Here is a 26,004-nt window from a genome sequence, read left to right as displayed (position 1 = left end):
TCGAACTACCGACGAACAAGGAGTGACATGAGCGAGACTTCCGGCAAACCCTTCCGCCGACTGCTGCTGACCGGCGCGGCGGGCAACCTTGGCAAACAACTGCGCGGCAAGCTCGCCGAATGGGCGGACATCGTGCGCGTGAGCGACATCGTGCCGATCACCGCCGACGCACCGCACGAAGAAGCCATGCAGGTCGACCTTGCCGACCGCGCATCCGTCCATGCGCTGCTCGAAGGCGTCGACGCGCTGGTGCATCTCGGCGGCATCTCGGTCGAGGCGCCGTTCGACGACATTCTGCAAGCCAACATCCTCGGCCTGTACAACGTCTACAGCGCGGCGCAAAAGCAGGGCGTGAAGCGCATCGTCTACGCCAGCTCGAACCACGCTGTCGGGTTTCATCCGGTGACCGAGGTGCTCGATGTCGACGCGCCGCATCGCCCCGACGGCATGTACGGCCTGTCGAAGTGCTTCGGCGAAGACCTGTCGCGATATTTCTTTGATCGCTTCGGTCTCGAGACGGTGTGTCTGCGCATCGGCTCGTCGTTCGAGCAGCCGAAGAATCCGCGCATGATGGTGACGTATCTGAGCTATCGCGATTTCATCGAACTCGTGCGCTGCTCGCTGTTCACGAATCGTGTGGGGCACGCCATCGTCTACGGCGTGTCGGACAATCCGACGCTCTGGGTCGACAACACGAAGGCGGCGTTCCTCGGATACCGTCCGCAAGACAGCTCGGCCGAATTTGCGGGCCTGTTCCCGGCGAAGGCGCCCGATCCGCAAATGGACGACTGGACGCAACGCTTCCAGGGCGGGCCGTTCGTGCTGATGGGGCCGATGGAGCCCAAGGCATGAGCGTGTCGATCGAGCGGCTCGAACCGTCGCGTGCCGCACCGCATGCCGTGGGCGAGAGCCCGTTGTGGCGGGCCGACGAGCAGGCGCTCTACTGGGTGGATATCCCCGCGAAGCAACTGCATTGCGTGACGCCGGCCGACGGCGTACATCGCGAATGGACCTTTCCCGAACAGATCGCTTGCTTCTCGTTCGATGCATCGGGCACGTTGCTCGCAGGGTGCGAGACGGGCTTGTTCGCGGTGCGACTTGGCGAGCCGGGCACGATTTCCGCGCACGCGTGGCAGCGTCTGGCCGCGCCGGTCTTTCCGGCATCCGGCATGCGTTTCAATGACGGCCGTTGCGATCGTCAGGGGCGCTTCTGGGCAGGCACGATGGTGCAGGACATGTCGCTCGCGAGCGATGCCGGTTCGCTCTTCTGCTTCGACGCCGCAGGACGTCTTTCGGCGCCGCTCGTCGACGGCCTCGTCACCCAGAATGGCCTCGGCTTTTCGCCGGACAGTCGCACCCTGTACCTGAGCGATTCGCATCCGACGCGGCGTCGCGTGTGGGCGTTCGACTTCGATGCGGAGCGCGGCGCGATCAGCGGGCGGCGCCTGTTCGTCGACATGAACGACTATCCGGGGCGTCCCGACGGCGCTGCGGTCGATGCCGACGGCTGCTACTGGACGTGCGCCAACGACGGTAGCCGATTGCTGCGCTTCACGCCTGCGGGGGTGCTGGATCGGGAGATTGTGCTGCCGGTGTCGAAGCCGTCGATGTGCGCTTTCGGCGGACGCGATTTCGACACGTTGTTCGTCACGTCGATACGTCCTGGCGTCGGTGCGAACGAGCACGACGGTCATGTGTTCGCCGTGCGTTGCGGTGTGCAGGGATTGCCGGAAGCGCCTTACGCGGGCACGCTCCCGGCGTTCGGTTAATGGGGCTGGGGCCCATTCGCGCACCGGGTGCCCGACACCTGTCGAGCGCCCGGTGCGCGCACTGCAATCAGTGCGTGAAGTCCGGCGTGACGAGCGACTTGCCGCGCGTCTCGGGCAGCAGCAGCGCGCACACCACCACGAGCAGATAGCCGCCGCCGGCCACGAAGCCGATGGCTTTCACCAGCGAGCCCGTCTGCGCGAGCGCGCCCACGGCGATGGGGAAGAACGATCCGATGCCGCGTCCGAGGTTGTAGCAGAATCCCTGTCCCGAGCCGCGGATGTGGTTCGGATACAGCTCGGTCAGGTACGCGCCGATGCCCGCGAAAATGCCCTGCACCACAATGCCCAGCGGGAAGCCGAGCAGCAGCATGGCGCTGTCGGTGATCGGCAGCATCGTGTACGCCATGCCCAGCAGGAACGAGGCGATGGCGAAGAAGATGAACGCGCCGCGGCGTCCCAGTTTGTCCGAGAGAATCGCGCCGACGATGTACCCCACGAAGGAGCCGACGATCAGCACGATCAGATACGCGCTCGTGTTGAACACCGACAGACCGCGCACCGTCTTCAGATACGTCGGCAGCCACGTCGTGATGGCGTAGTAGCCACCCAGCATGCCGGAGCACAGCAGGCTGCCCAGGATCGTCGTCTTCAGGTGCTCGGGGCCGAAGATCTGCATGAAGTTGCTTTGCAGCTTGCCTTCCGCCACCTTGCGGCGCGTTTGCGTGAAGATCTCCGGGTCCGTCACGTTACGGCGCACGTAGGTGATCCACAGGGCGGGCACGATCCCGATCCAGAAGCACGCACGCCACGCCGTGCCTTCGTCGAGCACGGCGAAGAAGAACCAGTACAGCAGCGCGGCGGCGGCCCAACCGACCGACCAACTGCTCTGCACGGTGCCGACCGCCTTGGCGCGGTGCTGCGGCGAGCGAATCATTTCGCCCATCATCATCGTGACCACCGTCCACTCGCCGCCGAAGCCAATGCCCTGCAACGTGCGCGTGACGAGCAGTTGCCAGAACGAGTTCGTGAAGCCCGAGAGGAAGGTGAACAGGCAGAACGTGGCGATGGTCCATTGCAGCACGCGCACGCGACCGTAGCGATCCGCGAGAATGCCGGCGAGCCATCCGCCTATCGCCGACGAGATGAGCGAACTTGTGGCGATCATGCCTGCCTCGCTCTTCGACATCCCCCAGGCGGCGATGAGCGTGGGAATCAGGAACGAGTAGATCATGAAGTCGAAGGCGTCGACGGCGTAGCCGCCGAAGCCCGCATAGAGCGCTTTGCGTTCCTTCGTGTTGAGTTCGTTGAACCAGGAAAAAAATGCCATGAAGACTCCTCGGTGAATCGTGTGCTTGTTGTTATGTGGGCCGCGTATCGTTGTTATCGATGGCGCGCGGCAGCGCCGGAATGCATGGGGTTCAACCGTTGGCTCGGCGGCTGACTCAAAGCGTGAGGCCGCCGTCGACGTGAATGACCTGACCGGTGATTTGCCGCGCGTTCGGCCCGAGGAGGAAGACGGCGAGGGCCGCGATGTCGTCGGGCTCGCACAGGCGACCGGTCGGCGTGGCGTCGGCCGCGCGTTGCCACGCAGTGGGATCGATGGCCGAGTGGCCGCCGTCCTTGCGCGTGTAACCCGGGGCCACGCAGTTGATCGTTACGCCCGCGCGGGCGTATTCGGCGGCGGCGCTTTTGGCGAGTGCCTCGATGGCCGCCTTGGCGGCGGCGGTGGCCGGAAAGCCCGGTTGATTCGGGGCGAAGCGATGCGCGACGAACGAACTGATCGCGACCACGCTGGCGTGCGGCGAGCGTTGCAGATCGGGCAACGCGCAGCGCAGCAACGTGGCGAACGCGCCTGGCATGGCGGCGAGTGTGCGGGCGAAGGCGTCGTCGTCGAGGTCGGCGAGACTTTGACGCGTGGCGAAGCCCGCGTTGCTCACGAACTGGTCGATGGGGCCGAAGGCGTCGTGTGCGGCGTCGATCAGACGGGCGGGAGCGCTCGGATCGGTCAGGTCGCCGAACCACGTCGCGCATTGCGCACCGGCCCCCTCGCACGCCTGGCGCACGTCGGCCAGTCGCGCCTGACTCTCGTCGGAGGCGCCACGGGTGTGCAGGAGCAAACGGGTTTCCGGGGAAGCGAGCCGGCGGGCGATGGCGGCGCCAATGCCGGAGGCCGCGCCGGTAACGACGATGGTGCGTGCGGCGCGCGGGCCGGACGAGAAAGCAGGAATAGTCACGATGAGCCCGGCCAATCGGTAGCGAAGGGTGCTCGTGATTATGCCAAACCGCCTGCGTGCCGGAACAGGCGCGTCAATATTATTTATGACGTGAACGAATCACACGGCGTTGGCCATTTGCTGTGCCTCGATTGCGTGCGCGCCGTTCAACGTCATGGTGTGCTGATGAAAACGCGCGAGCGTTTCCCGATGGGCGACGCTGACGATCGTCGTCGCGGGCAGACGCGCGTGCAGCGCCTCGTACACCGCTTCTTCCGTCTCCACGTCGAGCGCGCTGGTCGCTTCGTCCAGGAACAGATAGTCCGGTTTCTGCAGCAGCGCGCGTGCGGCGGCGAGCCGTTGCTGTTCGCCGCCCGACAGGCGCCGTGCCCAGTGGGCGACCGTCTGGAGTTCGGCGTCATACTGCGCGAGGTTCACGGCGGCGAGGGCGTCGCGGCACTCGGCATCGGTGAACGCGTCGGGCGGCGACGGGAAGGCGAGCGCGGCCTTGAGCGTGTCGATCGGCAGATAGCTCTGTTGCGAGAGGAACAGCACGCGTGCGTTGGCCGGTACCTCGACGCGTCCGCTGCCGAACGGCCACAGCCCGGCGAGCGCGCGCAGCAGCGTGCTCTTGCCGCAGCCCGAGCGTCCGCGAATGAGCCAGCGCGAGCCGGGAGCGAAGGCAAATGATCCGGCGGCCACGAGCGGTGCGCCATTGGGGAGTGCCAGTTGCAGATCGGTCGCGGCATAGGCGGGCACGGGCGCCGCTGTGTGCACGTCGATGCCGCCTTCACGCGGCGCGGCGTCGATCACGCGCGTGAATTCGCGCAGACGGTTGATCGTCGCCTTCCAGTCCGCAAGTGTCGAGAAACTGTTCACGAACCATGAGAATCCGTCGCTCACCTGCCCGAACGCGTCGATGATCCGCATGAGCACGCCGAGCGTGAATGCGCCGGCGAAGTAGCGCGGCGCGGCGGCCATGATCGGGAAGACGATGGCAATCTGCGCGTAGATCGAATTCGCGAAAATCAGTCGCTTGGTCACGACCATGATCTGCCACCAGTTGTCGCGCACGGCGCCGAACGCCGACTTCAATCGCGAGAGCTCCGCGCCTTCGCCGCGATAGAGCGCGACCTGCTCGGCCGACTCGCGCAGACGCACCAGCAGGAAACGGAAGTCGGCTTCCACCTGTTGCTGGCGATAACTCAGACCCACGAGCGGGCGGCCGACCTTGAAGATGAAGAACGAGCCGACCACAGCGTAGAGCGCAGCGACCCACACCATGTAGCCCGGAATTGTGATGTTCATACCGCCCAGTGCGAACGACACGCCGCCCGAGATCGTCCAGAGAATCGTCACGAACGAGAACAGCGAGACCAGCGTGGTGAGCAGATCGAGCGACAGGGCAAGCGAGGAACTCACGAGCGTGCGGATGTCTTCCGACACACGCTGGTCGGGGTTGTCGGCCAGATGGTCGCGCTCGATGCGGTAATACGCTTGATGTGCCATCCACTTCGTGAGGCTGGCGTCGGTCACCCATTGCCGCCAGCGAATTTCGAGCATCTGGCGGAAATACGTTCGGAACGTGGCGATGATGATGAAGCTGAACGCCAGGATCGCGAACTCGACCAGCGACGACTTGAAGACGGGCCAGTCGCGTTTGTCGAGGGCGTCGTAGAAGCCGGCGTTCCAAGCATTGAGCCGCACGTTGATGAACACGACGGCAAGGTTGAGCGCGACGACAAGGGCGAGCAACCGGCGGCCCTCCCAGCGTTTCTCCGATACCCAATAGGGTCGGATCAACTGCCAGGCGGTGGGGTGCTTCGGTGGGCGCGGCGCGGGCGTGGACGGATCGGCGGCCGGATCGCCGGACGGCGGGGCGTCGGGCGACGCGGGAGACATCGGCGTGTGGGCCATGATGGTCGGGCGGCGATGCCGCGGTAGTGCAATGTGTTATCGGAGTAGCGGGGTACAACGGCTCATTTGACCGCAGTTCCCGTTGCTGCGTTGCACGATTTCGGCCCCGAGACTCGTGTCACGTCGAAATTCAGTTTACGCGCTGTTACAAGGCCCGGGGGAATCGTCAAAAAACGAGACGCGACGAGCGTGCAACCGCCCGGGAAGCCAGCTTGCACGGGCGTCGGCATCTATGTTGTAATGGCTGCGGGCGAAACAGGGGTGCTCCGTGTCGGACGCGGGGGTTAACCGAAAATGTTAACCATGCGTCACCAGCGAACGCGGGGCTGAGAGAGACCCTTTGCACCCGACCCGGGTAATACCGGCGTGGGAAGTTTCCGACTCCTCCAGTGGGGTAAGGTGTCCAGACACCGTTTCGTCCTTTTGCTTTCATGAGGAAAGGACCCCATGCGTTACCTTCCACACATTCCTTCGCAGTTTTCCGAGTGCCTGCGCGCCGTCATGGCTTGCGCGGCAGCGCGCGTATGAGCGCCTCGATTTCACGTCCCGACGTCGCCATTCTCGGCGGCGGTCTATCCGGCCGACTTCTCGCGTGGCAACTGGTTCGTGCTGGCGCGCGCATTGCGTTGTATGAGCGCGGCGACGCCGACGGCTCGTCCGCCGCCGGTTGGGTCGCCGCCGCCATGCTCGCACCGCTGGCCGAAGCGGCTGTCGCCGAGCCGAGCATCGTCGAGATGGGCGCGGTCGGCCTCGAGCGCTGGCCGTCGCTGATCGACGGACTGCCCGAGCATGTCTTCTTCCAACGCAACGGCACGCTGGTCGTGTGGCATCAGCCCGATCGCGCCGAAGCGGTGATGTTCGACCGGCGCATGCGCGCGAATGCCCCGCCCGAGTTGTTGCGCGGCGGTGTCGAACGACTGGCCGGCGCGCAATTGGGTGACGTCGAGCCTGCGCTTGCCGGGCGTTTCCAGGGAGGCTGGCTGCTGCCGAACGAGGGACAGCTCGACAACCGTCAATTGCTGCGCGCGCTGGCCGCCGGTCTCGCGAAGGCGGGGGCGGAACTGCACTGGCATACGGAGATCGCCGAGGGCGAGTACCCGCAGGCCGGTCTTGTCATCGACTGTCGCGGTCTGGGCGCGCGCGGTGCGCTCACGCAACTGCGCGGAGTGCGCGGCGAAGTGGCGCGGATTCACGCGCCGGGCATCGGCTTGCGCCGTCCCGTGCGCCTGCTGCATCCGCGCTATCCGATCTACATTGCGCCGAAAGAGAACGATCTGTATGTGATCGGTGCGACCGAGCTCGAGTCGGAAGACATGTCGCCGATGACCGTGCGCTCGGCGCTCGAACTGCTCTCGGCGGCGCATTCGCTGAATCCGGCGTTCGGCGAGGCGCGCATCGTCGAGCTGAACGTCAACTGCCGCCCGGCACTGCCGGACCACCTGCCGCGTGTGCAGTGGGACGGGGCACGGCTGCTGCGCGTGAACGGCCTGTATCGCCACGGCTATCTGCTGGCGCCGGCGGTCACGGGAGAGGCTTGCGCGCTGGCGCAGGCATTGATGCAAACGACGGGCGCGGCAGCGGGCAGCGGGCAGGCGTTCGACTGGGAGACGTGGCGAGCGAGCCGGCCGTGGCCGGATTTGTTCCGTCAGGCATGAGAGGGAGCGGTACGCGATGGACATCCATATCAATCAACAGACACTGAGCGTGGCCGAGACGGCGACGCTCGCCGAGGCGCTCGCCGCCTACGGCGCAAAGCCGCCGTTCGCGGCGGCCATCAACGGGCAATTCGTTCCCAAGACACAATACGCCGCACGCACGCTCGTGCAGGGCGACAAGATCGACGTTGTGCAACCGGTCGCCGGAGGCTGACATGAACGCATTCACCGAATCCGCCAACGTGGCCGCCGGCAGCACGCGCGACGCCCTGACGCTGTACGACACCCGCTTCGGCAGTCGCTTCCTGCTCGGTACCGCACGCTATCCGTCTCTGCAGGCGCTCAACGACGCCATCGACGTCGCCCGTCCGGGCATGGTGACGGTGGCGTTGCGCCGTCAGCTCTCGGGCACCGGCGCGCAGGCATCCGAAGGTCATTTCTGGGAGACGCTGCGCCGCCTGGCCGTGCCAGTGCTGCCCAACACTGCCGGCTGCCATTCGGTGGAGGAAGCGTTGACGACGGCGCAAATGGCGCGCGAAGTCTTCGAGACCGACTGGATCAAGCTCGAGCTGATCGGTGACGACTACACGCTCCAGCCCGACCCGTTCGGTCTGGTCACCGCCGCCGAACAACTGATTCGCGACGGCTTCAAGGTGCTGCCGTATTGCACGGAAGATCTGGTGCTTTGCCGCCGTCTGCTGGACGTGGGCTGTCAGGCACTCATGCCGTGGGGCGCTCCCATCGGCACGGGCAAGGGCGTGATCAATCCGTACGGCCTGCGCCTGTTGCGCGACCGTTTGCCGGATACGCCGCTGATCGTCGATGCGGGCCTCGGTCTGCCGTCGCACGCCTGTCAGGTGATGGAGTGGGGCTACGACGGCGTGCTGCTCAACACGGCCGTGGCGCTTGCCGCGCAGCCCGTGGAGATGGCCGGTGCGTTCGCCGGCGCGATCAAGGCCGGCCGTGCCGCGTGGCTTGCCGGGCCGATGGCCGAGCGCGAGAGTGCGCAGGCCAGCACGCCGGTCGTCGGGGTGCCGTTCTGGCATCAGACGGGCGCCTGACGCGCGACGCGACGCTGCATCCACCGACTCTCAAGGACTTTTCATGACGACGCATTCCCGCGCCGCCACGCTGTCGCACGTGACTTGCGTGCCCGTCGACGCGCCTCTCGCCGTGGCCTGGCAACAGGCCGCTGCGCAAATCCGTGCGCGGCTCGCGCCGTGGCCTGCCGACGACACGGCGCCGAAGTGGCGTTTGCACGCCCACACCCCCGCGAGCGCGGGCAAGGGCGACGTGATCTGGTGGCCGCTCTCGACGGAGGGGGCGCCCGGTACGGCGGCGTCGTTGCAGATCGATGGGTGGCGTGCGTCCGGGGCCGTCGTGTTGTGTTCGCGTGCGCTGGCGTCGGGGCGCGTCGAAGACACGCTGTATACGTCGGAAGACATCTATCGGGTGGCGGGTGTGGACGATCCCGCCTTCCTCCCGGCCTTCGCGGCATTCCTCGACTGTGGATTCGTGCCGCACGACGCCCTGGTGCTCGCCCGCGCGTGGCGTACCGATGGCAGTCACGCGCGCGCCGAGGACGCACCCACGCTGGGCGCATGGCCGACCGTGCTCGAATCCTTCCCCTCGGTGCTCGGGCAGGTGCCGTCGCCCGGACGCTTCGCGCCTTGCCCGTCGCGCCTGGGGCTGTATCCGGTGCTGCCCAGCGCCGATTGGTGCGAGCGCATGGCCGATCTTCAGGTCGGCACCGTGCAATTGCGGATCAAGGATCCGGCGTATCCCGGGTTGCGCCAGGAGATCGAGCGCACCGTCGCCGCCGGAAAGCGTGTGACGCACGACAGCGCGTGGTTCATCAACGACCACTGGCGTGAAGCGTCGAAAGCGAACGCGTACGGTGTGCATCTCGGGCAGGAAGACATGGCGGCGCTCTCGGCCGCAGACGTGGCCGAGCTGTATGCGAGCGGCATGCGTCTGGGCATCAGCACGCACGGCTACTACGAGATCCTCGCTGCGCATCATTTCCGTCCGAGTTATCTGGCCGTGGGCGCCGTGTTCCCGACGACGACGAAGGTCATTGCGACCGCGCCGCAGGGACTCGCGAAACTCGCGCGCTACGTGAAGCTCATCGCGCCCCATTACCCGCTCGTCGCGATCGGCGGCATCGACGCGGCCAATCTCGCGCAGGTCCTCGAGACCGGCGTGGGTTGCACGGCGGTCGTGCGGGCCGTGACGGAAGCGACCGATGTGGCGGCGGCGGTGAAGGGAATGCAGCAGGCGTTCGCGCAGCGGGCGTGATGCCCGGCCGTCCGGCTGTCCGACCGTCCGACGATAGGCGCCGTGTGCGGGACGCCGATGTGGGATGACTACAGGGGGCGTGTCATGAACACTGCACCGTCGCCGTATCCGGCCAGCTTGGCGGCGATCAGCGGCGAGACGTCGGTCGCCGCAACGTAACCGAACCGCGACCAGAACCCCTGCGATTGCTGCACCGCGACGAGTGCAGAAGCCCGAAGACCCAACGATTGCGCCGAGGCGAGGGCTGCGGCATAGAGCGCGCTGGCCACGCCAGCGCCGCGCGTGCGTGGAGCGAGCGCCATGTCGTGCACGTACCAGCAGTCGGGGCTGCCGGGGAGGGTATCCAGTACGGTGTCGAGCGGCGGCGGGGCGGCGATGCGCCACGGGTGCGTAAAGAGGTAGCCCGCCAGATAGTCCGCCACGTGCATGTTCCGACGGTCGGCTGCGTCAGTCTCGTCTGCATCGACGGCCACCCAGCACGTCGACGGCGACAGCGCGAGACGCGAGGCCAGCGTCGCCTCCGACTCATGCATCAGATCGTGATACGCCAGCGCCTGCACCGCCAGAACCTGGGCAATGTCGCCGCGCTGCATCGGACGGATCCGAAAGCGCGACTTCCCCGTAGCCTGCGGCAAGAGGGAGCGGTAAGGAATGGGCGAAGCGGGAGCCATGCTGGGTCAATGGTGAATTGCGCAAAACGACATATTGTAGCAACGGCGCAACACCCGCGCGGACCAGGACGAGGTAAGTCCTTGCCACCGTTGGATTTTTTGTCCGTTACACCTATTGGAACCTTATCGAGCGGAGTTCCACAGGCCCTGTAAAATGCCGCGGGGCTGCGCCAATGCTCGATGGGGCCGACCGCTCCTGAACGGCATCGAATGGCATTCCCCCCTATAATTGGCGTTTTGCACCGCACTATAAGACCCGAAACGTGCCTACCCCGAATCCGGAAAATCTGCTTGAATTGCGCGACGTTAGCTTCGGTTATGGCGATCGTCTGGTGCTTTCCGGGCTGAATATGCGGTTTCCCCGCGGTAAGGTCATCGCGGTGATGGGGGGCTCGGGCTGCGGCAAGACAACGGTGCTGCGCCTGATCGGTGGCCTCGTGCATGCCAATGCCGGCACCCTCGAATTCGACGGCGCCGACGTGGCGTCGCTCGATCGCGACGGCTGGTACAAGCTGCGACGCCGTATGGGCATGCTGTTCCAGTTCGGCGCCCTGTTTACCGACATGACGGTGTTCGAGAACGTGGCGTTTCCGCTGCGCGAGCACACCCGCCTCGACGAAGACCTCATTCGCGATCTCGTGCTCATGAAGCTCAATGCCGTGGGCCTGCGTGGCGCACGCGACATGAAGCCGGCCGAGATTTCGGGCGGGATGGCGCGCCGCGTCGCGTTGGCCCGTACGATTGCGCTCGACCCGGACCTCGTCATGTACGACGAGCCGTTCACCGGGCTCGATCCGATCTCGATGGGCATCACGGCGAATCTGATTCGCAAGCTCAACGACGCGCTGGGCGCCACGTCGATCATTGTTTCGCACGATGTTGCGGAGACGTTTGCCATCGCCGACTACATCTATTTCATTACGGAAGGCCGCATCGGCGCCGAAGGCACGCCCGACGCGCTGCGCGCCTCGAACGACCCGACGGTGCGCCAGTTCATCGACGCGCAACCGGACGGCCCCGTGAAGTTTCAGTACCCCGCGCCGCCGCTGGCGGAAGACTTCGGCATCGGAGCGCGTGCATGATCACGACTATCGGCAGTTTTGTCCGCGGCCACGTCGAGCGCCTGGGATATGGTGCCCGCATGTTCCTGCGGATGCTCTCTTCGAGCAGCGCGCTGTTGCGCCGCCCGCGTCTGGTGACCGACCAGATTCATTTCGTCGGCAACTATTCGTTCGTCATCATCGCGGTCTCGGGCCTGTTCGTGGGCTTCGTGCTCGGATTGCAGGGCTACTACACGCTCAACAAGTACGGCTCGGAGCAGGCGCTGGGTCTGCTCGTGGCCCTCTCACTGGTGCGCGAGCTCGGTCCGGTGGTCACGGCGCTGCTCTTCGCCGGACGTGCGGGCACGTCGCTCACCGCCGAGATCGGTTTGATGAAGGCGGGCGAGCAACTGACGGCCATGGAAATGATGGCCATCGATCCGATTGCCCGCGTGGTCGCGCCGCGCTTCTGGGCCGGCGTGATCGCCATGCCGATTCTCGCGGCGATCTTCTCGGCGGTCGGCATCTTCGGCGGGTATCTCGTCGGCGTGCAGCTGATCGGCGTGGATTCCGGTGCGTTCTGGTCGCAGATGCAGGGCGGCGTGGACGTGTGGTCGGACGTCGCCAATGGCGTCATCAAGAGCATCGTGTTCGGTATCGCCGTCACGTTTATCGCGCTGTATCAGGGTTTCGAAGCACAGCCGACGCCGGAAGGCGTATCGCGTGCAACGACGCGCACGGTGGTGCAAGCGTCGCTCGCCGTACTCGGCCTCGACTTCCTGCTCACTGCCCTTATGTTCAGCTAACACAATGAAAAAACACCCTCTCGACTTCTGGGTTGGCCTGTTCGTCGTTCTCGGCTTCGCAGCGCTGCTATTCCTCGCGCTGAAGGCGGGCAACATGAGTTCGCTGTCGTTCTCGAACTCGTACCCGGTCACGGTGCGGTTCGATAACATCGGTGGCCTGAAGCCGCGCGCGGCCGTCAAGAGCGCCGGTGTGGTGGTTGGCCGCGTGGCGTCGATCAAGTTCGACGACAAGCGCTATCTGGCCGACGTCACGCTCAACATCGATTCGCAGTATCAGTTTCCGAAGGACTCGTCGGCGAAGATTCTGACGTCGGGTCTGCTCGGCGAGCAGTACATCGGGCTCGAACCCGGTGGCGACGATCAGATGCTGAAGGCGGGTGATACGATCACGCTCACGCAATCCGCGATCGTGCTGGAAAACCTGATCGGGCAGTTCCTGTACAACAAGGCGGCAGATGCCGGTGGCGCCCAGGCGGGCGGCGCATCGGCCGCACCGGCACCGGCAGCCCCCGCTGCTGCGCCGGCGCAAGGGGCAGCACCGGTAACCCAAGGAAAATAAGAGAAATGACCAGCTTCCGTACTTCGGCAGTGCTGGCCGCTGGCGCGTTGGCGCTGGCAGGTTGCGCCACTGTCACGAACCCGAACCCCGCGGATCCCATCGAAGGTTTCAACCGCACGATGTTCACGTTCAATGACAAGCTCGATAAGGCTGTCATGACCCCGGTGGCCAAGGGCTACCGCTTCGCGGTGCCGGAACCGGCGCGCGACATGGTCACGAACTTTTTCTCGAACATCGGCGACGTGTACAACTTCGCCAACAACCTGCTGCAGTTGCAGGTCACGGCGGCTGTGCAGGATCTGATGCGCCTGACGATCAACACGGTGTTCGGTGTCGGCGGCCTGGTTGACTTCGCTTCGCCGGCCGGGCTGCCCAAGCACAGCCAGGACTTCGGTGTGACGCTCGGCAAGTGGGGCGTGCCTGACGGCGCCTACCTCGTGTTGCCGCTGCTCGGCCCGAGCACGGTGCGCGACACCGTCGGCATGGCCGGCAACATGTTCATCGACCCGACGACGTATATCAACCCGACCTGGGTGAGCTACTCGCTCTACGGCGTGCGTCTGGTCAACACGCGTGCCAACCTGCTCGACGCCTCGAATCTGCTCGAAGCCGCCGCGCTCGACCCGTACTCGTTCACGCGTGATGCGTTTCTGGCGCGTCGCCGCTACCTGATCAGCGGTGGCGCCGCGGGCAATGCTGCGCTGCCGAACTACGAGGAAGATGACGGCGCTGCCGCTGGGGCCGCCGGTGCAGCGGGTGCCGCAGGGGCTGGCGGTCAGCCGATGCCGGCCGCCGCTCCCGCGCCGGCTTCGGGTGTCCAGGCCACGCCCGAACCCGCTTCGGGGGCTCAGGCCGTACCGGACAGCCCGCAAGGGTCGCCGGTACCGGGCAAGATGGTGCCGGGCGGATTGCCGTTCCGCCGCTAATCGACTTCGATCTCGCGGTAAATCGTCGTTTTCTGCCCGTTAGTGGTTTCGTACGGTGCCAAACGACAGAGAGCCGCGAATATGACACTGCGCCCCGCCTGCCGGGGCGCCGTCGGCAGGGCCTCCGGGCAACAGTTTGTTACACGACGCTGCCGTCGATCCGAGAACTCACGACGCAACGCGGGTATCCAAACCCGCAACACTCGTCACTCGAAAGAGGAAGTCCACAATGAAGAAGTTCTGGCTCATTCCCGTCATGGCATTCATGACGTACACCGCCGCGGGTTCGGCAATGGCACAGGCGCAAGCCCCGGATGCGCTGGTCAAGCAGACGGTCACGGAAGTGATGGCTGCGGCCAAGAGCGATCCGAACATCCAGAAGGGTGATCTGAACAGCATCACCAAGCTGGTCGAGCAGAAGATCATGCCGCACGCCGACTTCACGCGTACGACGCAACTGGCGACCGGCGCGGCATGGCGCAACGCGACGCCGCAACAGCGTCAGCAATTGACCGAGCAATTCAAACAACTGCTGCTGCGCACGTACGCAGGCGCCATCGCCCAGATTCGCGACCAGCAGGTCAACTACAAGCCGTTCCGCGCACAGCCGGGCGATACCGACGTGGTCGTCTACACGGATGTCGTGAACAACGGTCAGCCGATCGAGCTCGACTATCGTCTGTACAAGACGGCCAGCGGCGAGTGGAAGCTGTACGACCTGAACGTGCTCGGCGCATGGCTGGTGCAGACGTATCGCAATCAGTTCGCGGAGAAGGTTAACGCCTCGGGTATCGACGGCCTGATCCAGTTCCTGACGCAACGTAACCAGCAACTTGCAGGCGGCAAGTAAGCGCATGCTCGCGTTGCAGACCGACCTCACTCACGACACCGCCGGCGACGTCCTCGCGCAGGCCATCGATCGCATCGACGCGGGCGAGACCCAGATCGATTGCGCGGGCCTGACGCACTTCGACTCGTCGGCGCTCGCCGTGCTGCTGGCCTTGCGTCGCCATGCGAGTCGGCGTGGTGCGACGTTGGCGTTCACTAACTTGCCGACCGGACTGGCCAGTCTCGCGCTGGTGTACGGTGTCGACCATCTGCTCTCGAGCTGATTCGTCTGGCCGGACTGCCGCCCCCGATCGAAAGCGCCGTCTCCGTACGGCGCTTTTTTCATGGGCGGATGTCATGAGACAGCATGCGACGAGGTGACGCGATCGCGACCCGGCGCGTTACCGGAGTTACGTCGGGCAAGGGGGCGTTCGGCTGGTCGTGACGGCGGGCGCCCCCCGATTCCTTTATAATCAGGGGTTTTCTGCCGATTTTGGGCAGTTATCCCCCTTCCGGGCACCGAAGCCGCCAGCATTGCCGCCGCCATTCGCGCGCGACACACGGGGCCGGCGGCATCCGGAGTATAAAAATGGCGCATCCGTCGACGGGTGCGTGCAGTCATGGCCGCCATCGAAATCCGTAACGTCAAGAAACGCTATGAAGCGTTGCAGGCGCTCAAGGGCGTCAGCTTTTCGATCGAAGAAGGTGAATTCTTCGGTCTGCTCGGCCCCAACGGCGCCGGCAAGACTACGCTGATCAGCATTCTCGCGGGCCTCGCGCGCGCGGATGCCGGCAGTATCAGCGTGCTCGGCCACGACGTGGTGCGCGACTACCGCAACGCCCGGCGCAAGCTCGGCGTGGTGCCGCAGGAACTCGTCTTCGATCCGTTCTTCTCCGTGCGTGAGACGCTGCGCATCCAGTCCGGCTATTTCGGGCTCAAGCGCAACGACGACTGGATCGACGAAGTGATGGCCAACCTCGATCTGACGGACAAGGCCGACGCGAACATGCGTCAGCTCTCGGGCGGCATGAAGCGTCGCGTGCTGGTCGCGCAGGCGCTCGTGCACCGTCCGCCGGTGATCGTGCTCGACGAGCCGACCGCCGGGGTCGACGTCGAATTGCGTCAGACGCTCTGGAAGTTCATCTCGCGCCTGAACCGCGAAGGTCACACCATCGTGCTGACCACCCACTATCTCGAAGAAGCGGAAACGCTGTGCGACCGCATCGCCATGCTCAAGCGCGGCGAAGTCGTGGCGCTCGAGCGCACCGCGTCGCTGTTGCAGCGTTTTGCGGGCACGCGCCTCGTGCTGCGCTTCAAGCAAGGCACGCTGCCCGATGAACTGCGTCCGTTGCTCGTGGACGGGCAGGACACCGGCGGGCGTCAGTTCGCGCTGCGGCTGGCCGGTTGCGACGAAGTGGAATCGATTCTTGCCACGTGTCGTGCGGCGGGCGGCATCGTCGAGGACATCGACATTCAGAAGGCCGACCTCGAGGACGTGTTCGTGCAGATCATGTCGGGTTCGCGCGCGCAGGAGGTGGCAGCATGATCGGCTTTCGCACGCTGTTTTATAAAGAAGTGCTGCGCTTCTGGAAGGTGAGCTTCCAGACCGTGGCCGCGCCGGTGCTGACCGCGCTGCTGTACCTGATGATCTTCGGCCACGTGCTTGAAGATCGCGTGAAGGTCTACGACCAGATCACCTATACGTCGTTCCTCGTGCCGGGTCTGGTGATGATGAGCGTGTTGCAGAATGCGTTCGCCAACAGTTCGTCGTCGCTGATCCAGTCGAAGATCACGGGCAACCTCGTGTTCGTGCTGCTGCCGCCGCTCTCGCACTGGGAGATGTATGGCGCCTATGTGCTCGCGGCCGTAGTGCGTGGTCTGTGCGTCGGGCTGGGCGTGTTCCTGGTCACGGTGGCGTTCACGCATCTGTCGTTCGCGGCACCGCTGTGGATCCTTGGCTTCGCCTTCCTGGGAGCCGCGATCCTCGGCACGCTGGGGCTGATCGCGGGGATCTGGGCGGAGAAGTTCGACCAGCTCGCGGCGTTCCAGAACTTCCTCATCATGCCGGCGACCTTCCTCGCGGGCGTGTTTTACTCGATTCACTCGCTGCCGCCGGTGTGGCAGGCTGTGTCGCATTTCAACCCGTTCTTCTACATGATCGACGGGTTCCGCTACGGCTTCTTCGGCGTGTCCGACGTAGCACCGCAGACCAGCCTCGCCGTCGTCGGTGCGACTTTTCTGATACTCGCAACCGTGGCGCTGAATTTGCTGCGCCGCGGCTACAAACTGCGTCACTGAACGCTTTAGGATCGGCAATGCTGCCCACCCCCGAACAAATCAAACAGTACATCGAAGCCGGTCTGGCTTGCGATCACGTTGCCGTCGAAGGCGACGGTCAACACTTCTTCGCCACCATCGTGAGCGCGCAGTTCGAAGGCAAGCGCCTCATCGCGCGCCATCAACTCGTGTACGCCGCGCTGGGCGATCGCATGAAGGCCGAGATTCACGCGTTGTCCATGAAGACCCTGACGCCCGCGGAGTATCAGGCGCAATGAGGATTACGCAAGAAAGCGCTGGCGCAGCCGGCAACGGCGAGGCGGCTGCCGGCGAGCGTGTGGCCGCGGACCATCTCGAGATCGAAGGTGGCGAGCGGCTGGCGGGAGAGATTACCGTGTCGGGCGCCAAGAATGCGGCGCTGCCCATTCTGTGCGCGAGCCTGCTGACGGCCGAGCCGCTGGTGCTGGGCAACGTGCCGGACCTGCATGACGTGCGCACCATGCTGACGCTGCTCGCGCGCATGGGTGTGAAGGTCGAGCGTCACGGCGAGTCGGTGACGCTGGATGCCTCGCAGATCACCGAGCCGGCCGCACCGTATGAGCTGGTGAAGACCATGCGCGCGTCGATCCTCGTGCTCGGCCCGCTGCTCGCCCGTTGTGGCGAGGCGCGCGTGTCGCTGCCGGGCGGCTGTGCGATCGGGGCGCGCCCCGTCGACCAGCACATCAAGGGCCTGCAGAAGATGGGCGCCGAGATCACGCTCACGCACGGCGACATCGTCGCGAAGGCGCCGCGTTTGCGTGGCGAAACGCTCGTGACCGACATGATCACCGTGACCGGCACCGAGAACCTACTCATGGCGGCGGCGCTCGCCGACGGCGTGACCGTGCTGGCCAACGCCGCACGTGAGCCGGAAGTCACCGATCTGGCGGTGTTGCTCGTGAAGATGGGCGCGAAGATCGAGGGCATCGGTACGGAGCGTCTGGTGGTCACCGGCGTGCCGCGCCTGCATGGTGCAACGCACGATGTCGTGCCCGATCGCATCGAGGCGGGCACGTTCCTGTGTGCGGCGGTGGCCACGCGCGGCGATATCACGCTGCGTCGCGTGGTGCCGGGCACGCTCGACGCCGTCATCGAAAAACTGCGCGAGACCGGCGCCAACGTGAGCGGCGGCGCGGATTGGCTGCGTGTCTCGATGGACCGGCGCGCGCGTGCCGTGAGCTTCCGGACGTCGGAATACCCGGCGTTCCCGACCGACATGCAGGCGCAGTTCATGGCACTCAATTGCATTGCCGAGGGGGCGTCGCAGGTCGTGGAAACGATCTTCGAGAACCGCTTCATGCACGTGCAGGAATTGATGCGCCTGGGCGCAAATATCGGTATCGAAGGCAATACGGCGCGCATTTCCGGCGTTGATCGCCTGTCGGGTGCGCATGTGATGGCGACCGACCTGCGCGCATCCGCCAGCCTGATCGTCGCGGGGCTGACGGCCGATGGCCGCACGCTCGTCGACCGCATTCATCACCTCGATCGCGGCTATCATCGTATCGAGGCCAAGTTGTGCGCCGTGGGCGCGCGAATCCGGCGTGTCGAAGCACGCCAGGGAGACATTGCATGAGTTCCGCCAAGTCGGCCCAGCCGCTCGCTCAACCGCTGACGCTCGCCCTCTCGAAAGGGCGTATCTTTACGGAGACGCTGCCGTTGCTGGCGGCCGCCGGTATCGAAGTCACGGAAGACCCGGAAACCTCGCGCAAGCTGATTCTGCCGACGACGGATCCGAATCTGCGCGTGATCATCGTGCGCGCGACGGATGTGCCGACGTATGTGCAATATGGTGCCGCCGATTTCGGTGTCGCCGGCAAGGATGTGCTCATCGAGCATGGCGGCGGTGGCCTGTACCAGCCGATCGATTTGAACATTGCCCGCTGCCGCATGTCTGTGGCTGTACCGAAGGGCTTCGATTATGCGAATGCGGTTCGTCAGGGCGCGCGCCTGCGGGTGGCGACCAAGTACGTGCAAACCGCGCGCGAGCACTTCGCGGCCAAGGGTGTGCACGTCGACCTGATCAAGCTGTACGGCTCGATGGAGCTGGGCCCGCTCGTGGGTCTGGCCGACGCGATCGTCGATCTGGTGAGTACCGGCGGCACGCTGCGGGCCAACAATCTGGTGGAAGTGGAGGAGATCATGGAGATCTCGTCCCGTCTCGTGATTAACCAGGCTGCACTCAAGCTCAAGCGTGAGTCGTTGCAGCCGATTCTGGATGCCTTCGAGCAGGCATCCCGGCAAACAGCATGAAACTCGATATTCGCAAACTCGACTCCGGTGCCGAAGGCTTCGCGACGCAACTGCGCGAAGTGCTGGCATTCGAGGCGAGTGAAGACGCCGCCATCGACCGTGCGGCCGCCGAAATTCTTGCCGACGTGAAGACGCGCGGCGATGCGGCCGTCATCGAATATACGAACAAGTTCGACCGTCTGAGCGCGCCCGATATGGCGGCGCTGGAGCTGCCCGCCGAAGCGCTGGCCGCAGCGCTCGAAGGTCTGGAGCCGAAGCGCCGTGCCGCACTCGAAGCCGCGGCGGCACGTGTGCGGGCGTACCACGAGAAGCAACGCATCGAGTGCGGGACCCACAGCTGGCAATACACCGAGTCGGACGGCACGGTGCTGGGCCAGAAGGTCACGCCGCTCGATCGCGTGGGTATTTACGTGCCGGGTGGCAAGGCCGCGTACCCGTCGTCGGTGCTCATGAACGCCATTCCGGCGCGTGTGGCCGGGGTGAAAGAGATCATCATGGTGGTGCCCACGCCCGACGGCGTGCAGAACCCGCTGGTGCTCGCCGCCGCGCATATCGCCGGTGTCGACCGCGTGTTTACCATCGGTGGTGCGCAAGCAGTGGGCGCATTGGCCTACGGCACCGAGACCGTGCCGGCCGTCGACAAGATCGTCGGTCCGGGCAACGCCTTCGTGGCGGCGGCCAAGCGTCGCGTGTTCGGTACCGTCGGTATCGACATGATTGCCGGGCCGTCCGAAATCCTCGTGATCTGCGACGGCACGACCGATCCCGACTGGGTCGCGATGGACCTGTTCTCGCAGGCCGAACACGACGAACTCGCGCAGTCGATCCTGCTGTGCCCGGATGATGAGTACATCGCCCGCGTGCACGCGTCGATGGAGCGCCAGATCGAAGACATGCCGCGTCGCGACGTGATCGCCGCGTCGCTGCAAGGCCGTGGCGCACTGGTCAAGGTGCGCGACATGGCCGAGGCTTGCGAAATCGCCAACGTGATCGCGCCGGAGCACCTCGAAATCTCGGCTGAAACGCCGCAGCAGTGGGGCGACAAGATTCGCCACGCCGGGGCGATCTTCCTTGGCAAGTTCACGAGCGAGAGCCTGGGCGACTACTGCGCGGGGCCGAATCACGTGCTGCCGACGTCGCGCACCGCGCGCTTCTCGTCGCCGCTGGGCGTGTACGACTTCATCAAGCGCTCCAGCCTGATCGAAGTGAGCGAGGGCGGTGCCCGCATGCTTGGCGAAATCGCTGCCGAACTGGCGTACGGCGAAGGCCTGCAAGCGCACGCGCGCAGCGCCGAATACCGTCTGCATCACGAGTCCTGACATGCGCGACGACGCCCTGCGGCCCGCGTACTGTCCCACGACGTCGGCCACCGCCCGGCGTCGGACCCGCGCAATGTCTGCTTTCCCCTTCTGTCGTTTGCCAGCTCGCTTCGTGCGGGCTGCGCTGCGTGCTGTCGCGCTGTTCGCCTTTGTGGGGACGGCCAGCACCGCCGCGTATGCGGGCGGCAGCTATTGTCAGCACGCCACGTTCGAAGGCGCGTCCGTCGAGCGCATGACGGTGTGCGTGCGGCGTCAGGCCTTCGATAACGACGTCTACGTGCTGCGCCTCGATGGCAAAACCGCCCTGCGCGGTACCGACGAGGAAGTCGGTCACGGGGTCTTCGGACGCGTGGGTAACCGGCTGGTCGCCATGCGCTGCGAGGCGAATGCATCGCCCGCTCGCGTGAGTCCGGCCGTGGCGCAGGCGCTGTCCTGGCAGACGGGGGTGCGCTTGCAGCGCATTACCGACGCCCTCGGCAGCGTGGAAACCGGTCGCCGGTGTACCGTCAAGATCGACGGTGCCGATGCCGGGCGGCTGACGTTCGCTTTCAACTGATTCAACCCCTTCGCTCCATTCAAACGCCTCGCACCTTTTCATCGCCACCTACACCATGTCCGTCGATCAAGTGATCCGCCCCGATGTGCTCGCCATGAACTCTTATCCGGTGCCTGACGCGAGCGGCTTTCTGAAGCTCGACGCCATGGAGAACCCGTACGGCCTGCCCGACGCCCTGCGCACCGCGCTGGGCCAGCGTCTGGCCGACGTGGCGCTGAACCGGTATCCGGCGCCGCAACCGAAGGCGTTGCTCGAAAAGCTGGCCCGGACCATGGGCGTGCCGGCCGGGGCGAAGCTGTTGCTGGGCAACGGCTCGGACGAGATCATCAGCATGATCGCCATGGCCACGGCGCGTCCTGGCGCGGCGGTCATTGCCCCGATGCCGGGTTTCGTCATGTACGAGATGTCGTCGCGCTTCGCGGGTGTCGAATTCGTGGGCGTGCCGCTGCGCGCCGACTTTTCGCTCGACATGCCGGCCATGCTCAACGCGATTGCGGCGCATCCGGGGGCGGTCGTGTATCTGGCCTATCCGAACAACCCGACCGGCAACCTCTTCGCCGACGACGAGATCGAAACGCTCGTGCGTACGGCCGGTCGCGGGCTCGTGGTGATCGACGAGGCGTACCAGCCGTTTGCCGGCCAGACGTGGATGCCGCGTCTGGCCGAGTTCCCGAATCTGCTGGTCATGCGCACCGTCTCCAAGCTCGGCCTGGCAGGTATCCGACTCGGTTACGTGGCGGGCGGCGCGCAATGGCTGGACCAGCTCGACAAGGTGCGTCCGCCCTACAACGTGAATGTGCTCACGCAGGCGTGCGCCGAATTCATGCTCGATCACCTCGACGTGCTCGACGCGCAGGCGGCCGAATTGCGCGCCGAGCGCGAGCGTCTGGCGACTGCCGTGGCGGCGCTGCCGGGGGTGACCGTCTTCCCGAGCCGGGCCAATTTCGTGCTGGTCCGTGTGCCGGATGCCGACAAAACCCACGCCGGCCTGCTGGCACACAAGGTGTTGATCAAAAACGTGGGTAAAATGCACGTATTGCTGGCCAATTGCCTCAGATTGACGGTCGGCACCCCCACGGAGAATGCGGCCATGGTCCAAGCCCTGGCCGAATCGCTCTAACAAAGCTATACGACGAGAACTCACCATCATGCGCATTGCGGAAGTCGTTCGCGATACCAGCGAAACGCAAATACGCGTCAAGATCGATCTGGACGGCACCGGCCGGAAGACGCTCGATACCGGCGTGCCGTTTCTGGACCACATGCTCGACCAGATCGCGCGCCACGGCCTCATCGACATGGAAGTCGAAGCCAAGGGCGATACCTTCATTGACGATCACCACACGGTGGAAGACGTCGGCATCACGCTGGGCATGGCCGTGGCCAAGGCCATCGGCGACCGGAAGGGCATCGTGCGCTACGGCCACAGCTACGTGCCGCTCGACGAAGCGCTCTCGCGCGTGGTGATCGACTTCTCGGGCCGTCCCGGTCTCGAATTCCACGTGCCGTTCACGCGCGCACGGGTAGGCAACTTCGACGTTGACCTGACCATCGAATTTTTCCGCGGTTTCGTGAACCACGCCGGTGTCACGCTGCATATCGACAACCTGCGCGGCATCAACGCCCACCACCAGTGCGAAACGGTGTTCAAGGCGTTTGGTCGCGCGCTGCGCATGGCGGTCGAGATCGACCCGCGTGCCGCGGGTGTCGTGCCGTCGACCAAGGGAAGCCTGTAACGTGAGACTGGCCGGCTGGCGCCAGACGCCGGCCGGATAGCCCGCCGGCGACGCGTGCCGGCGCTCCTGCGAAGCATCATCGCCCGGCCGGATGCCGGCGCCGCGTGCCCCTATGACACCCGACGTCTTCAAGTTTTTCATCTCGCTGCTGGCCCTGATCAACCCGCTGGGGGCGATCCCGCTGTTCATCAGCCTGACGCAGTCGCAGACGCGCGAAGAGAAGCGTCATACGATCAAGGTGGCGGCGATTGCCGTGGCGTTGGTGGTGGCGGGCTCGGGCCTGTTCGGCGAGGCGATCATCCGCTTTTTCGGCATTTCGATCGCGTCGCTGGAAGTCGGGGGCGGGGTCATCATGCTGCTTATGGCGGTGAACATGATCAACGCCCAGACCGGGAACACGCGCGCGACAGCCGAAGAGCGTCACGAGGCGGAGGAGCGGCCGAATATCGCCGTGGTCCCGCTGGCGATTCCGCTGCTGACCGGACCGGGCACGATCAGTACCGTGATCATCTACTCCGGCCGTGCCCACGGCTGGGCGCAGATGCTGGCGCTCGTGGCGATCGGTGCCGGCGTCGGCGCGGTATGCTGGGTGGCGCTTCGCAGCGCCTCGCGCATCGAAGGCTGGCTTGGCCGCACGGGTATCAACATCGGCACGCGCATCATGGGGTTGATCCTCTCGGCGCTGGCCGTTGAATTCATTGTGGATGGTTTAAAAATTCTGCTGCCGGGTTTGAGATGAATAAGATTGCGATTGTCGACTACGGAATGGGCAACCTGCGCTCGGTCTACCAGGCGTTGCGTGCAGCGGCGCCCGAGGCCGACGTGAGCATCAGCAGCGACGCCGCCGAGATTCGCGCCGCCGACCGCGTGGTGCTCCCCGGGCAAGGCGCGATGCGCGACTGCATGGGCTGCCTGAACGAGTCGGGTCTGCGTGAGGCGGTCGTCGAGGCCGCCGCCACCAAGCCGATGTTCGGCGTGTGCGTGGGCGAGCAGATGCTGTTCGACATGTCGGACGAAGGCAACACGCCCGCGCTGGGCCTGATGCCGGGCCGCGTGGTGCGCTTCGACCTCGAAGGTCGCCTGCAAGATGACGGCTCGCGTTTCAAGATCCCGCAAATGGGCTGGAACCGCGTGCGTCAGACGCAGGACCACCCGATCTGGGCCGGCGTGCCCGACGACAGCTATTTCTACTTCGTGCACAGCTACTATGTGGTGCCTGCGAAGCCCGAACTGACCGCCGGTGAAACGGTCTATGGTGTGCCCTTTACCTGTGCAGTGGCCCAAGATAATATCTTCGCCACTCAGTTCCACCCGGAGAAGAGCGCGCAGGCCGGTCTGGCCCTGTATCGCAATTTTGCCCAGTGGAAGCCCTGATCGTGACGGGGGTGGCGCGCCTGTGCGCTGCGAGCCCTCGTGCCTTTCAGAGCGTGTACGCTCTCACCGCTTATACTGTGTGTCATGTTGATGAAACCGATTCCGATGTGCCGTTGCCCGGCAAGGCGGGGATCGGTTTTGTGTTGTCCGCGTAATTCGCGACTTTCTTTTACTTCCCACTAGCGACGTTTCACGATTGCCTATGCTGCTCATCCCGGCCATCGACCTCAAAGACGGTCAATGTGTTCGCCTTAAACAAGGCGACATGGATCAAGCCACCGTATTCTCGGAGGAGCCCGCCGCCATGGCCCGACATTGGGTCGAGCAAGGCGCGCGCCGACTCCATCTGGTGGACCTGAACGGCGCATTTGCTGGCAAGCCGCGCAACGAAGCGGCTATCCGCGCCATCATTCAGGAAGTGGGCGCTGACATCCCCGTGCAACTGGGCGGCGGCATTCGTGACCTGAACACCATCGAGCGCTATCTCGACGACGGTCTGTCGTACGTCATCATCGGTACGGCGGCGGTGAAGGATCCGGGTTTCCTGCGCGACGCGTGCAGCGCCTTCGGCGGCCACATCATCGTCGGCCTCGACGCCAAGGACGGCAAGGTTGCCACCGATGGCTGGAGCAAGCTCACCGGCCACGAAGTCGTGGATCTGGCGCGCAAGTTCGAGGATTACGGCGTGGAGTCGATCATCTACACGGATATCGGCCGCGACGGCATGCTGCAGGGCATCAACATCGAAGCGACCGTGCGCCTGGCGCAGGCCGTGACGGTGCCGGTGATCGCCAGCGGCGGTTTGTCGAACCTGGGCGACATCGACGCGCTGTGCAAGGTCGAGAACGAGGGCGTCGAAGGCGTCATCTGCGGTCGCGCGATCTACTCGGGCGACCTGAATTTCGCGGCGGCGCAAACGCGCGCCGACGAGCTTTCCGAAGGAGCGGCATAAGCGAGACTGCGGCAACCGCCGTCTCGCGTGCCAACATCATGGCTCTCGCTAAACGCATCATCCCGTGTCTGGACGTGACGGCCGGCCGCGTGGTCAAGGGTGTCAATTTCGTCGAACTTCGCGACGCGGGCGACCCCGTCGAGATCGCCCGCCGTTATGACGAGCAGGGCGCCGACGAACTCACGTTCCTCGATATCACGGCGACGTCCGACGGGCGCGACCTCATCCTGCCGATCATCGAAGCGGTGGCTGCGCAGGTCTTCATTCCGCTGACCGTGGGTGGCGGTGTGCGCGAGGTGGCCGACGTGCGCCGCCTGCTCAACGCCGGTGCCGACAAGATCAGCATGAACTCGTCGGCCGTGGCCAACCCGCAACTGGTTGCCGACGCGGCCGCCAAGTACGGGTCGCAGTGCATTGTGGTGGCGATCGATGCCAAGCGTGTCTCGGCCGACGGCGAACCGCCGCGCTGGGAAGTCTTCACGCACGGCGGACGCAAGGGCACCGGCCTCGAAGCCGTGGCCTGGGCGAAGCAGGTCGAGGCGCTGGGCGCGGGCGAAATCCTGCTCACCAGCATGGACCGCGACGGCACGAAGAGCGGCTTCGACCTGGCGCTCACGCGCGCGGTGTCCGACGCCGTGAGCATTCCCGTGATCGCCTCGGGCGGTGTGGGATCGCTGGCCGATCTGGCCAACGGCGTGACCGATGGCCATGCCGATGCCGTACTCGCCGCCAGCATCTTCCACTATGGCGAGCACACCGTCGGCGAAGCGAAGCGCTTCATGGCCGACCGGGGCATTTCGGTGCGGCTCTGAACG

At 65.2% G+C, this 26,004-nt stretch carries 29 protein-coding genes and 1 riboswitch; of the genes, 25 read left to right on the top strand and 4 right to left on the bottom strand.

Annotated elements, in window-relative coordinates:
• The first annotated feature begins 27 nt into the window (after window positions 1-27).
• Together ABWO90_RS18455 and ABWO90_RS18450 are read left to right on the top strand one after the other, a co-directional pair.
• Window positions 28-852, top strand: coding sequence for an NAD-dependent epimerase/dehydratase family protein (locus ABWO90_RS18455; protein WP_353192684.1), 825 nt, complete (start codon window positions 28-30; stop codon window positions 850-852).
• Window positions 849-1,769 (top strand): SMP-30/gluconolactonase/LRE family protein, encoded by a 921-nt coding sequence (locus tag ABWO90_RS18450; protein WP_353192683.1) that lies wholly within the window; start codon window positions 849-851, stop codon window positions 1,767-1,769. Before ABWO90_RS18455 ends, ABWO90_RS18450 begins: the two co-directional genes overlap by 4 nt.
• Before the next feature lie 67 nt (window positions 1,770-1,836).
• On the opposite strand, the gene ABWO90_RS18445 is transcribed toward ABWO90_RS18450, so the two are convergent.
• The 3 genes from ABWO90_RS18445 to ABWO90_RS18435 form a co-directional block, all read right to left on the bottom strand.
• Window positions 1,837-3,096 carry an MFS transporter gene (locus ABWO90_RS18445; protein WP_353192682.1) on the bottom strand — a complete coding sequence of 420 codons (1,260 nt, stop codon included), beginning with the start codon at window positions 3,094-3,096 and terminating at the stop codon, window positions 1,837-1,839.
• Window positions 3,097-3,211: 115 nt separating this feature from the next.
• Window positions 3,212-4,006, bottom strand: a complete 795-nt coding sequence (locus tag ABWO90_RS18440) for an SDR family NAD(P)-dependent oxidoreductase (protein WP_502922657.1) — start codon at window positions 4,004-4,006, stop codon at window positions 3,212-3,214.
• Window positions 4,007-4,102: 96 nt separating this feature from the next.
• Entirely contained in the window at window positions 4,103-5,884 is a 1,782-nt protein-coding gene (locus ABWO90_RS18435) for an ABC transporter ATP-binding protein/permease (RefSeq protein ID WP_502922656.1), read from the bottom strand.
• A 262-nt stretch (window positions 5,885-6,146) separates the two neighbouring features.
• A riboswitch (TPP riboswitch) is annotated at window positions 6,147-6,289 on the top strand.
• A 134-nt stretch (window positions 6,290-6,423) separates the two neighbouring features.
• Between ABWO90_RS18435 and ABWO90_RS18430 the strand changes: the two genes are divergently transcribed.
• From ABWO90_RS18430 to ABWO90_RS18415, 4 genes are read left to right on the top strand one after another with little or no spacing between them, the layout of a single operon-like run.
• Window positions 6,424-7,554 carry an FAD-dependent oxidoreductase gene (locus tag ABWO90_RS18430; RefSeq protein ID WP_353192679.1) on the top strand — a complete coding sequence of 377 codons (1,131 nt, stop codon included), beginning with the start codon at window positions 6,424-6,426 and terminating at the stop codon, window positions 7,552-7,554.
• A 16-nt stretch (window positions 7,555-7,570) separates the two neighbouring features.
• Window positions 7,571-7,768 (top strand): sulfur carrier protein ThiS, encoded by a 198-nt coding sequence (gene thiS / locus ABWO90_RS18425; RefSeq protein ID WP_309394050.1) that lies wholly within the window; start codon window positions 7,571-7,573, stop codon window positions 7,766-7,768.
• Between the two features lies 1 nt (window position 7,769).
• On the top strand, window positions 7,770-8,615 hold the full coding sequence (locus ABWO90_RS18420; RefSeq protein ID WP_502922655.1) for a thiazole synthase: 846 nt from the start codon (window positions 7,770-7,772) through the stop codon (window positions 8,613-8,615).
• A gap of 43 nt (window positions 8,616-8,658) precedes the next feature.
• A complete protein-coding gene (locus ABWO90_RS18415; RefSeq protein WP_353192678.1) occupies window positions 8,659-9,852 on the top strand; it encodes a thiamine phosphate synthase in 1,194 nt (397 codons plus the stop codon).
• A 68-nt stretch (window positions 9,853-9,920) separates the two neighbouring features.
• Here the strand turns inward: ABWO90_RS18415 and ABWO90_RS18410 are convergent, their stop codons facing one another.
• A complete protein-coding gene (locus ABWO90_RS18410) occupies window positions 9,921-10,445 on the bottom strand; it encodes a GNAT family N-acetyltransferase (RefSeq protein ID WP_353192677.1) in 525 nt (174 codons plus the stop codon).
• A gap of 341 nt (window positions 10,446-10,786) precedes the next feature.
• On the opposite strand from ABWO90_RS18410, the gene ABWO90_RS18405 reads away from it, so the two are divergent.
• The 19 genes from ABWO90_RS18405 (at window position 10,787) to hisF (ending at window position 26,001) form a co-directional block, all read left to right on the top strand.
• Complete coding sequence (locus ABWO90_RS18405; RefSeq protein ID WP_353192676.1) at window positions 10,787-11,605, top strand: ABC transporter ATP-binding protein; 819 nt, start codon at window positions 10,787-10,789, stop codon at window positions 11,603-11,605.
• Window positions 11,602-12,369 carry a lipid asymmetry maintenance ABC transporter permease subunit MlaE gene (mlaE, locus tag ABWO90_RS18400; RefSeq protein WP_353192675.1) on the top strand — a complete coding sequence of 256 codons (768 nt, stop codon included), beginning with the start codon at window positions 11,602-11,604 and terminating at the stop codon, window positions 12,367-12,369. The genes ABWO90_RS18405 and mlaE overlap by 4 nt, the downstream gene beginning before the upstream one ends.
• A 4-nt stretch (window positions 12,370-12,373) precedes the next feature.
• Window positions 12,374-12,928, top strand: coding sequence for an outer membrane lipid asymmetry maintenance protein MlaD (gene mlaD / locus ABWO90_RS18395; RefSeq protein WP_353192674.1), 555 nt, complete (start codon window positions 12,374-12,376; stop codon window positions 12,926-12,928).
• Between the two features lie 5 nt (window positions 12,929-12,933).
• On the top strand, window positions 12,934-13,854 hold the full coding sequence (locus ABWO90_RS18390) for an MlaA family lipoprotein (RefSeq protein ID WP_353192673.1): 921 nt from the start codon (window positions 12,934-12,936) through the stop codon (window positions 13,852-13,854).
• A 229-nt stretch (window positions 13,855-14,083) separates the two neighbouring features.
• Window positions 14,084-14,704, top strand: coding sequence for an MlaC/ttg2D family ABC transporter substrate-binding protein (locus ABWO90_RS18385; protein WP_353192672.1), 621 nt, complete (start codon window positions 14,084-14,086; stop codon window positions 14,702-14,704).
• A gap of 4 nt (window positions 14,705-14,708) precedes the next feature.
• Window positions 14,709-14,966, top strand: coding sequence for an STAS domain-containing protein (locus ABWO90_RS18380; RefSeq protein WP_023593879.1), 258 nt, complete (start codon window positions 14,709-14,711; stop codon window positions 14,964-14,966).
• Window positions 14,967-15,302: 336 nt separating this feature from the next.
• The gene (locus ABWO90_RS18375) at window positions 15,303-16,229 is read left to right on the top strand and encodes an ABC transporter ATP-binding protein (RefSeq protein ID WP_353192671.1); all 927 of its coding nucleotides are present in this window, start codon (window positions 15,303-15,305) and stop codon (window positions 16,227-16,229) included.
• Entirely contained in the window at window positions 16,226-16,981 is a 756-nt protein-coding gene (locus tag ABWO90_RS18370; RefSeq protein WP_353192670.1) for an ABC transporter permease, read from the top strand. The genes ABWO90_RS18375 and ABWO90_RS18370 overlap by 4 nt, the downstream gene beginning before the upstream one ends.
• 17 nt (window positions 16,982-16,998) lie before the next feature.
• Window positions 16,999-17,238, top strand: a complete 240-nt coding sequence (locus ABWO90_RS18365; protein ID WP_023593882.1) for a BolA family protein — start codon at window positions 16,999-17,001, stop codon at window positions 17,236-17,238.
• A complete protein-coding gene (gene murA / locus ABWO90_RS18360; RefSeq protein WP_353192669.1) occupies window positions 17,235-18,575 on the top strand; it encodes a UDP-N-acetylglucosamine 1-carboxyvinyltransferase in 1,341 nt (446 codons plus the stop codon). Before ABWO90_RS18365 ends, murA begins: the two co-directional genes overlap by 4 nt.
• Window positions 18,572-19,252, top strand: a complete 681-nt coding sequence (gene hisG, locus ABWO90_RS18355) for an ATP phosphoribosyltransferase (RefSeq protein ID WP_353192668.1) — start codon at window positions 18,572-18,574, stop codon at window positions 19,250-19,252. The genes murA and hisG overlap by 4 nt, the downstream gene beginning before the upstream one ends.
• Window positions 19,249-20,571, top strand: a complete 1,323-nt coding sequence (gene hisD, locus ABWO90_RS18350; protein ID WP_353192667.1) for a histidinol dehydrogenase — start codon at window positions 19,249-19,251, stop codon at window positions 20,569-20,571. Before hisG ends, hisD begins: the two co-directional genes overlap by 4 nt.
• 73 nt (window positions 20,572-20,644) lie before the next feature.
• Window positions 20,645-21,127, top strand: a complete 483-nt coding sequence (locus tag ABWO90_RS18345; protein ID WP_353192666.1) for a hypothetical protein — start codon at window positions 20,645-20,647, stop codon at window positions 21,125-21,127.
• Between the two features lie 55 nt (window positions 21,128-21,182).
• Entirely contained in the window at window positions 21,183-22,247 is a 1,065-nt protein-coding gene (gene hisC / locus ABWO90_RS18340) for a histidinol-phosphate transaminase (RefSeq protein WP_353192665.1), read from the top strand.
• A 28-nt stretch (window positions 22,248-22,275) separates the two neighbouring features.
• Window positions 22,276-22,863: an imidazoleglycerol-phosphate dehydratase HisB gene (hisB, locus tag ABWO90_RS18335; RefSeq protein WP_039375162.1), complete on the top strand. Its 588-nt coding sequence runs from the start codon at window positions 22,276-22,278 to the stop codon at window positions 22,861-22,863.
• A 112-nt stretch (window positions 22,864-22,975) separates the two neighbouring features.
• Window positions 22,976-23,602 carry a YchE family NAAT transporter gene (locus ABWO90_RS18330; RefSeq protein ID WP_353192664.1) on the top strand — a complete coding sequence of 209 codons (627 nt, stop codon included), beginning with the start codon at window positions 22,976-22,978 and terminating at the stop codon, window positions 23,600-23,602.
• The gene (hisH, locus tag ABWO90_RS18325; protein WP_353192663.1) at window positions 23,599-24,237 is read left to right on the top strand and encodes an imidazole glycerol phosphate synthase subunit HisH; all 639 of its coding nucleotides are present in this window, start codon (window positions 23,599-23,601) and stop codon (window positions 24,235-24,237) included. The genes ABWO90_RS18330 and hisH overlap by 4 nt, the downstream gene beginning before the upstream one ends.
• Before the next feature lie 202 nt (window positions 24,238-24,439).
• Window positions 24,440-25,189: a 1-(5-phosphoribosyl)-5-[(5-phosphoribosylamino)methylideneamino]imidazole-4-carboxamide isomerase gene (gene hisA / locus ABWO90_RS18320; RefSeq protein ID WP_353192662.1), complete on the top strand. Its 750-nt coding sequence runs from the start codon at window positions 24,440-24,442 to the stop codon at window positions 25,187-25,189.
• A gap of 38 nt (window positions 25,190-25,227) precedes the next feature.
• On the top strand, window positions 25,228-26,001 hold the full coding sequence (hisF, locus tag ABWO90_RS18315) for an imidazole glycerol phosphate synthase subunit HisF (RefSeq protein ID WP_353192661.1): 774 nt from the start codon (window positions 25,228-25,230) through the stop codon (window positions 25,999-26,001).
• The last annotated feature ends 3 nt before the right edge of the window (window positions 26,002-26,004 follow it).

It is taken from the genome of Pandoraea pnomenusa (genome assembly GCF_040391475.1).
GTDB classification, from domain to species: domain Bacteria; phylum Pseudomonadota; class Gammaproteobacteria; order Burkholderiales; family Burkholderiaceae; genus Pandoraea; species Pandoraea pnomenusa_C.
The sequence above is the reverse complement of the archived record's forward strand: the minus strand, read 5'-3'. Positions and strand labels throughout refer to the sequence as shown.

Bases quoted from the DNA above. Each gene is read 5' to 3' on its own strand.
- ABWO90_RS18390 (WP_353192673.1), top strand. From the start codon at position 12,934: ATGACCAGCTTCCGTACTTCGGCAGTGCTGGCCGCTGGCGCGTTGGCG.
- ABWO90_RS18370 (WP_353192670.1), top strand. From the start codon at position 16,226: ATGATCGGCTTTCGCACGCTGTTTTATAAAGAAGTGCTGCGCTTCTGG.
- hisA (WP_353192662.1), top strand. From the start codon at position 24,440: ATGCTGCTCATCCCGGCCATCGACCTCAAAGACGGTCAATGTGTTCGC.
- ABWO90_RS18415 (WP_353192678.1), top strand. From the start codon at position 8,659: ATGACGACGCATTCCCGCGCCGCCACGCTGTCGCACGTGACTTGCGTG.
- ABWO90_RS18455 (WP_353192684.1), top strand. From the start codon at position 28: ATGAGCGAGACTTCCGGCAAACCCTTCCGCCGACTGCTGCTGACCGGC.
- mlaE (WP_353192675.1), top strand. From the start codon at position 11,602: ATGATCACGACTATCGGCAGTTTTGTCCGCGGCCACGTCGAGCGCCTG.
- ABWO90_RS18435 (WP_502922656.1), bottom strand. From the start codon at position 5,884: ATGTCTCCCGCGTCGCCCGACGCCCCGCCGTCCGGCGATCCGGCCGCC.
- ABWO90_RS18365 (WP_023593882.1), top strand. From the start codon at position 16,999: ATGCTGCCCACCCCCGAACAAATCAAACAGTACATCGAAGCCGGTCTG.
- ABWO90_RS18410 (WP_353192677.1), bottom strand. From the start codon at position 10,445: ATGCAGCGCGGCGACATTGCCCAGGTTCTGGCGGTGCAGGCGCTGGCG.
- ABWO90_RS18450 (WP_353192683.1), top strand. From the start codon at position 849: ATGAGCGTGTCGATCGAGCGGCTCGAACCGTCGCGTGCCGCACCGCAT.
- ABWO90_RS18330 (WP_353192664.1), top strand. From the start codon at position 22,976: ATGACACCCGACGTCTTCAAGTTTTTCATCTCGCTGCTGGCCCTGATC.
- ABWO90_RS18380 (WP_023593879.1), top strand. From the start codon at position 14,709: ATGCTCGCGTTGCAGACCGACCTCACTCACGACACCGCCGGCGACGTC.
- ABWO90_RS18420 (WP_502922655.1), top strand. From the start codon at position 7,770: ATGAACGCATTCACCGAATCCGCCAACGTGGCCGCCGGCAGCACGCGC.
- hisH (WP_353192663.1), top strand. From the start codon at position 23,599: ATGAATAAGATTGCGATTGTCGACTACGGAATGGGCAACCTGCGCTCG.
- hisF (WP_353192661.1), top strand. From the start codon at position 25,228: ATGGCTCTCGCTAAACGCATCATCCCGTGTCTGGACGTGACGGCCGGC.
- hisB (WP_039375162.1), top strand. From the start codon at position 22,276: ATGCGCATTGCGGAAGTCGTTCGCGATACCAGCGAAACGCAAATACGC.
- hisG (WP_353192668.1), top strand. From the start codon at position 18,572: ATGAGTTCCGCCAAGTCGGCCCAGCCGCTCGCTCAACCGCTGACGCTC.
- murA (WP_353192669.1), top strand. From the start codon at position 17,235: ATGAGGATTACGCAAGAAAGCGCTGGCGCAGCCGGCAACGGCGAGGCG.
- ABWO90_RS18445 (WP_353192682.1), bottom strand. From the start codon at position 3,096: ATGGCATTTTTTTCCTGGTTCAACGAACTCAACACGAAGGAACGCAAA.
- mlaD (WP_353192674.1), top strand. From the start codon at position 12,374: ATGAAAAAACACCCTCTCGACTTCTGGGTTGGCCTGTTCGTCGTTCTC.
- hisD (WP_353192667.1), top strand. From the start codon at position 19,249: ATGAAACTCGATATTCGCAAACTCGACTCCGGTGCCGAAGGCTTCGCG.
- ABWO90_RS18345 (WP_353192666.1), top strand. From the start codon at position 20,645: ATGTCTGCTTTCCCCTTCTGTCGTTTGCCAGCTCGCTTCGTGCGGGCT.
- ABWO90_RS18430 (WP_353192679.1), top strand. From the start codon at position 6,424: ATGAGCGCCTCGATTTCACGTCCCGACGTCGCCATTCTCGGCGGCGGT.
- thiS (WP_309394050.1), top strand. From the start codon at position 7,571: ATGGACATCCATATCAATCAACAGACACTGAGCGTGGCCGAGACGGCG.
- ABWO90_RS18385 (WP_353192672.1), top strand. From the start codon at position 14,084: ATGAAGAAGTTCTGGCTCATTCCCGTCATGGCATTCATGACGTACACC.
- hisC (WP_353192665.1), top strand. From the start codon at position 21,183: ATGTCCGTCGATCAAGTGATCCGCCCCGATGTGCTCGCCATGAACTCT.
- ABWO90_RS18375 (WP_353192671.1), top strand. From the start codon at position 15,303: ATGGCCGCCATCGAAATCCGTAACGTCAAGAAACGCTATGAAGCGTTG.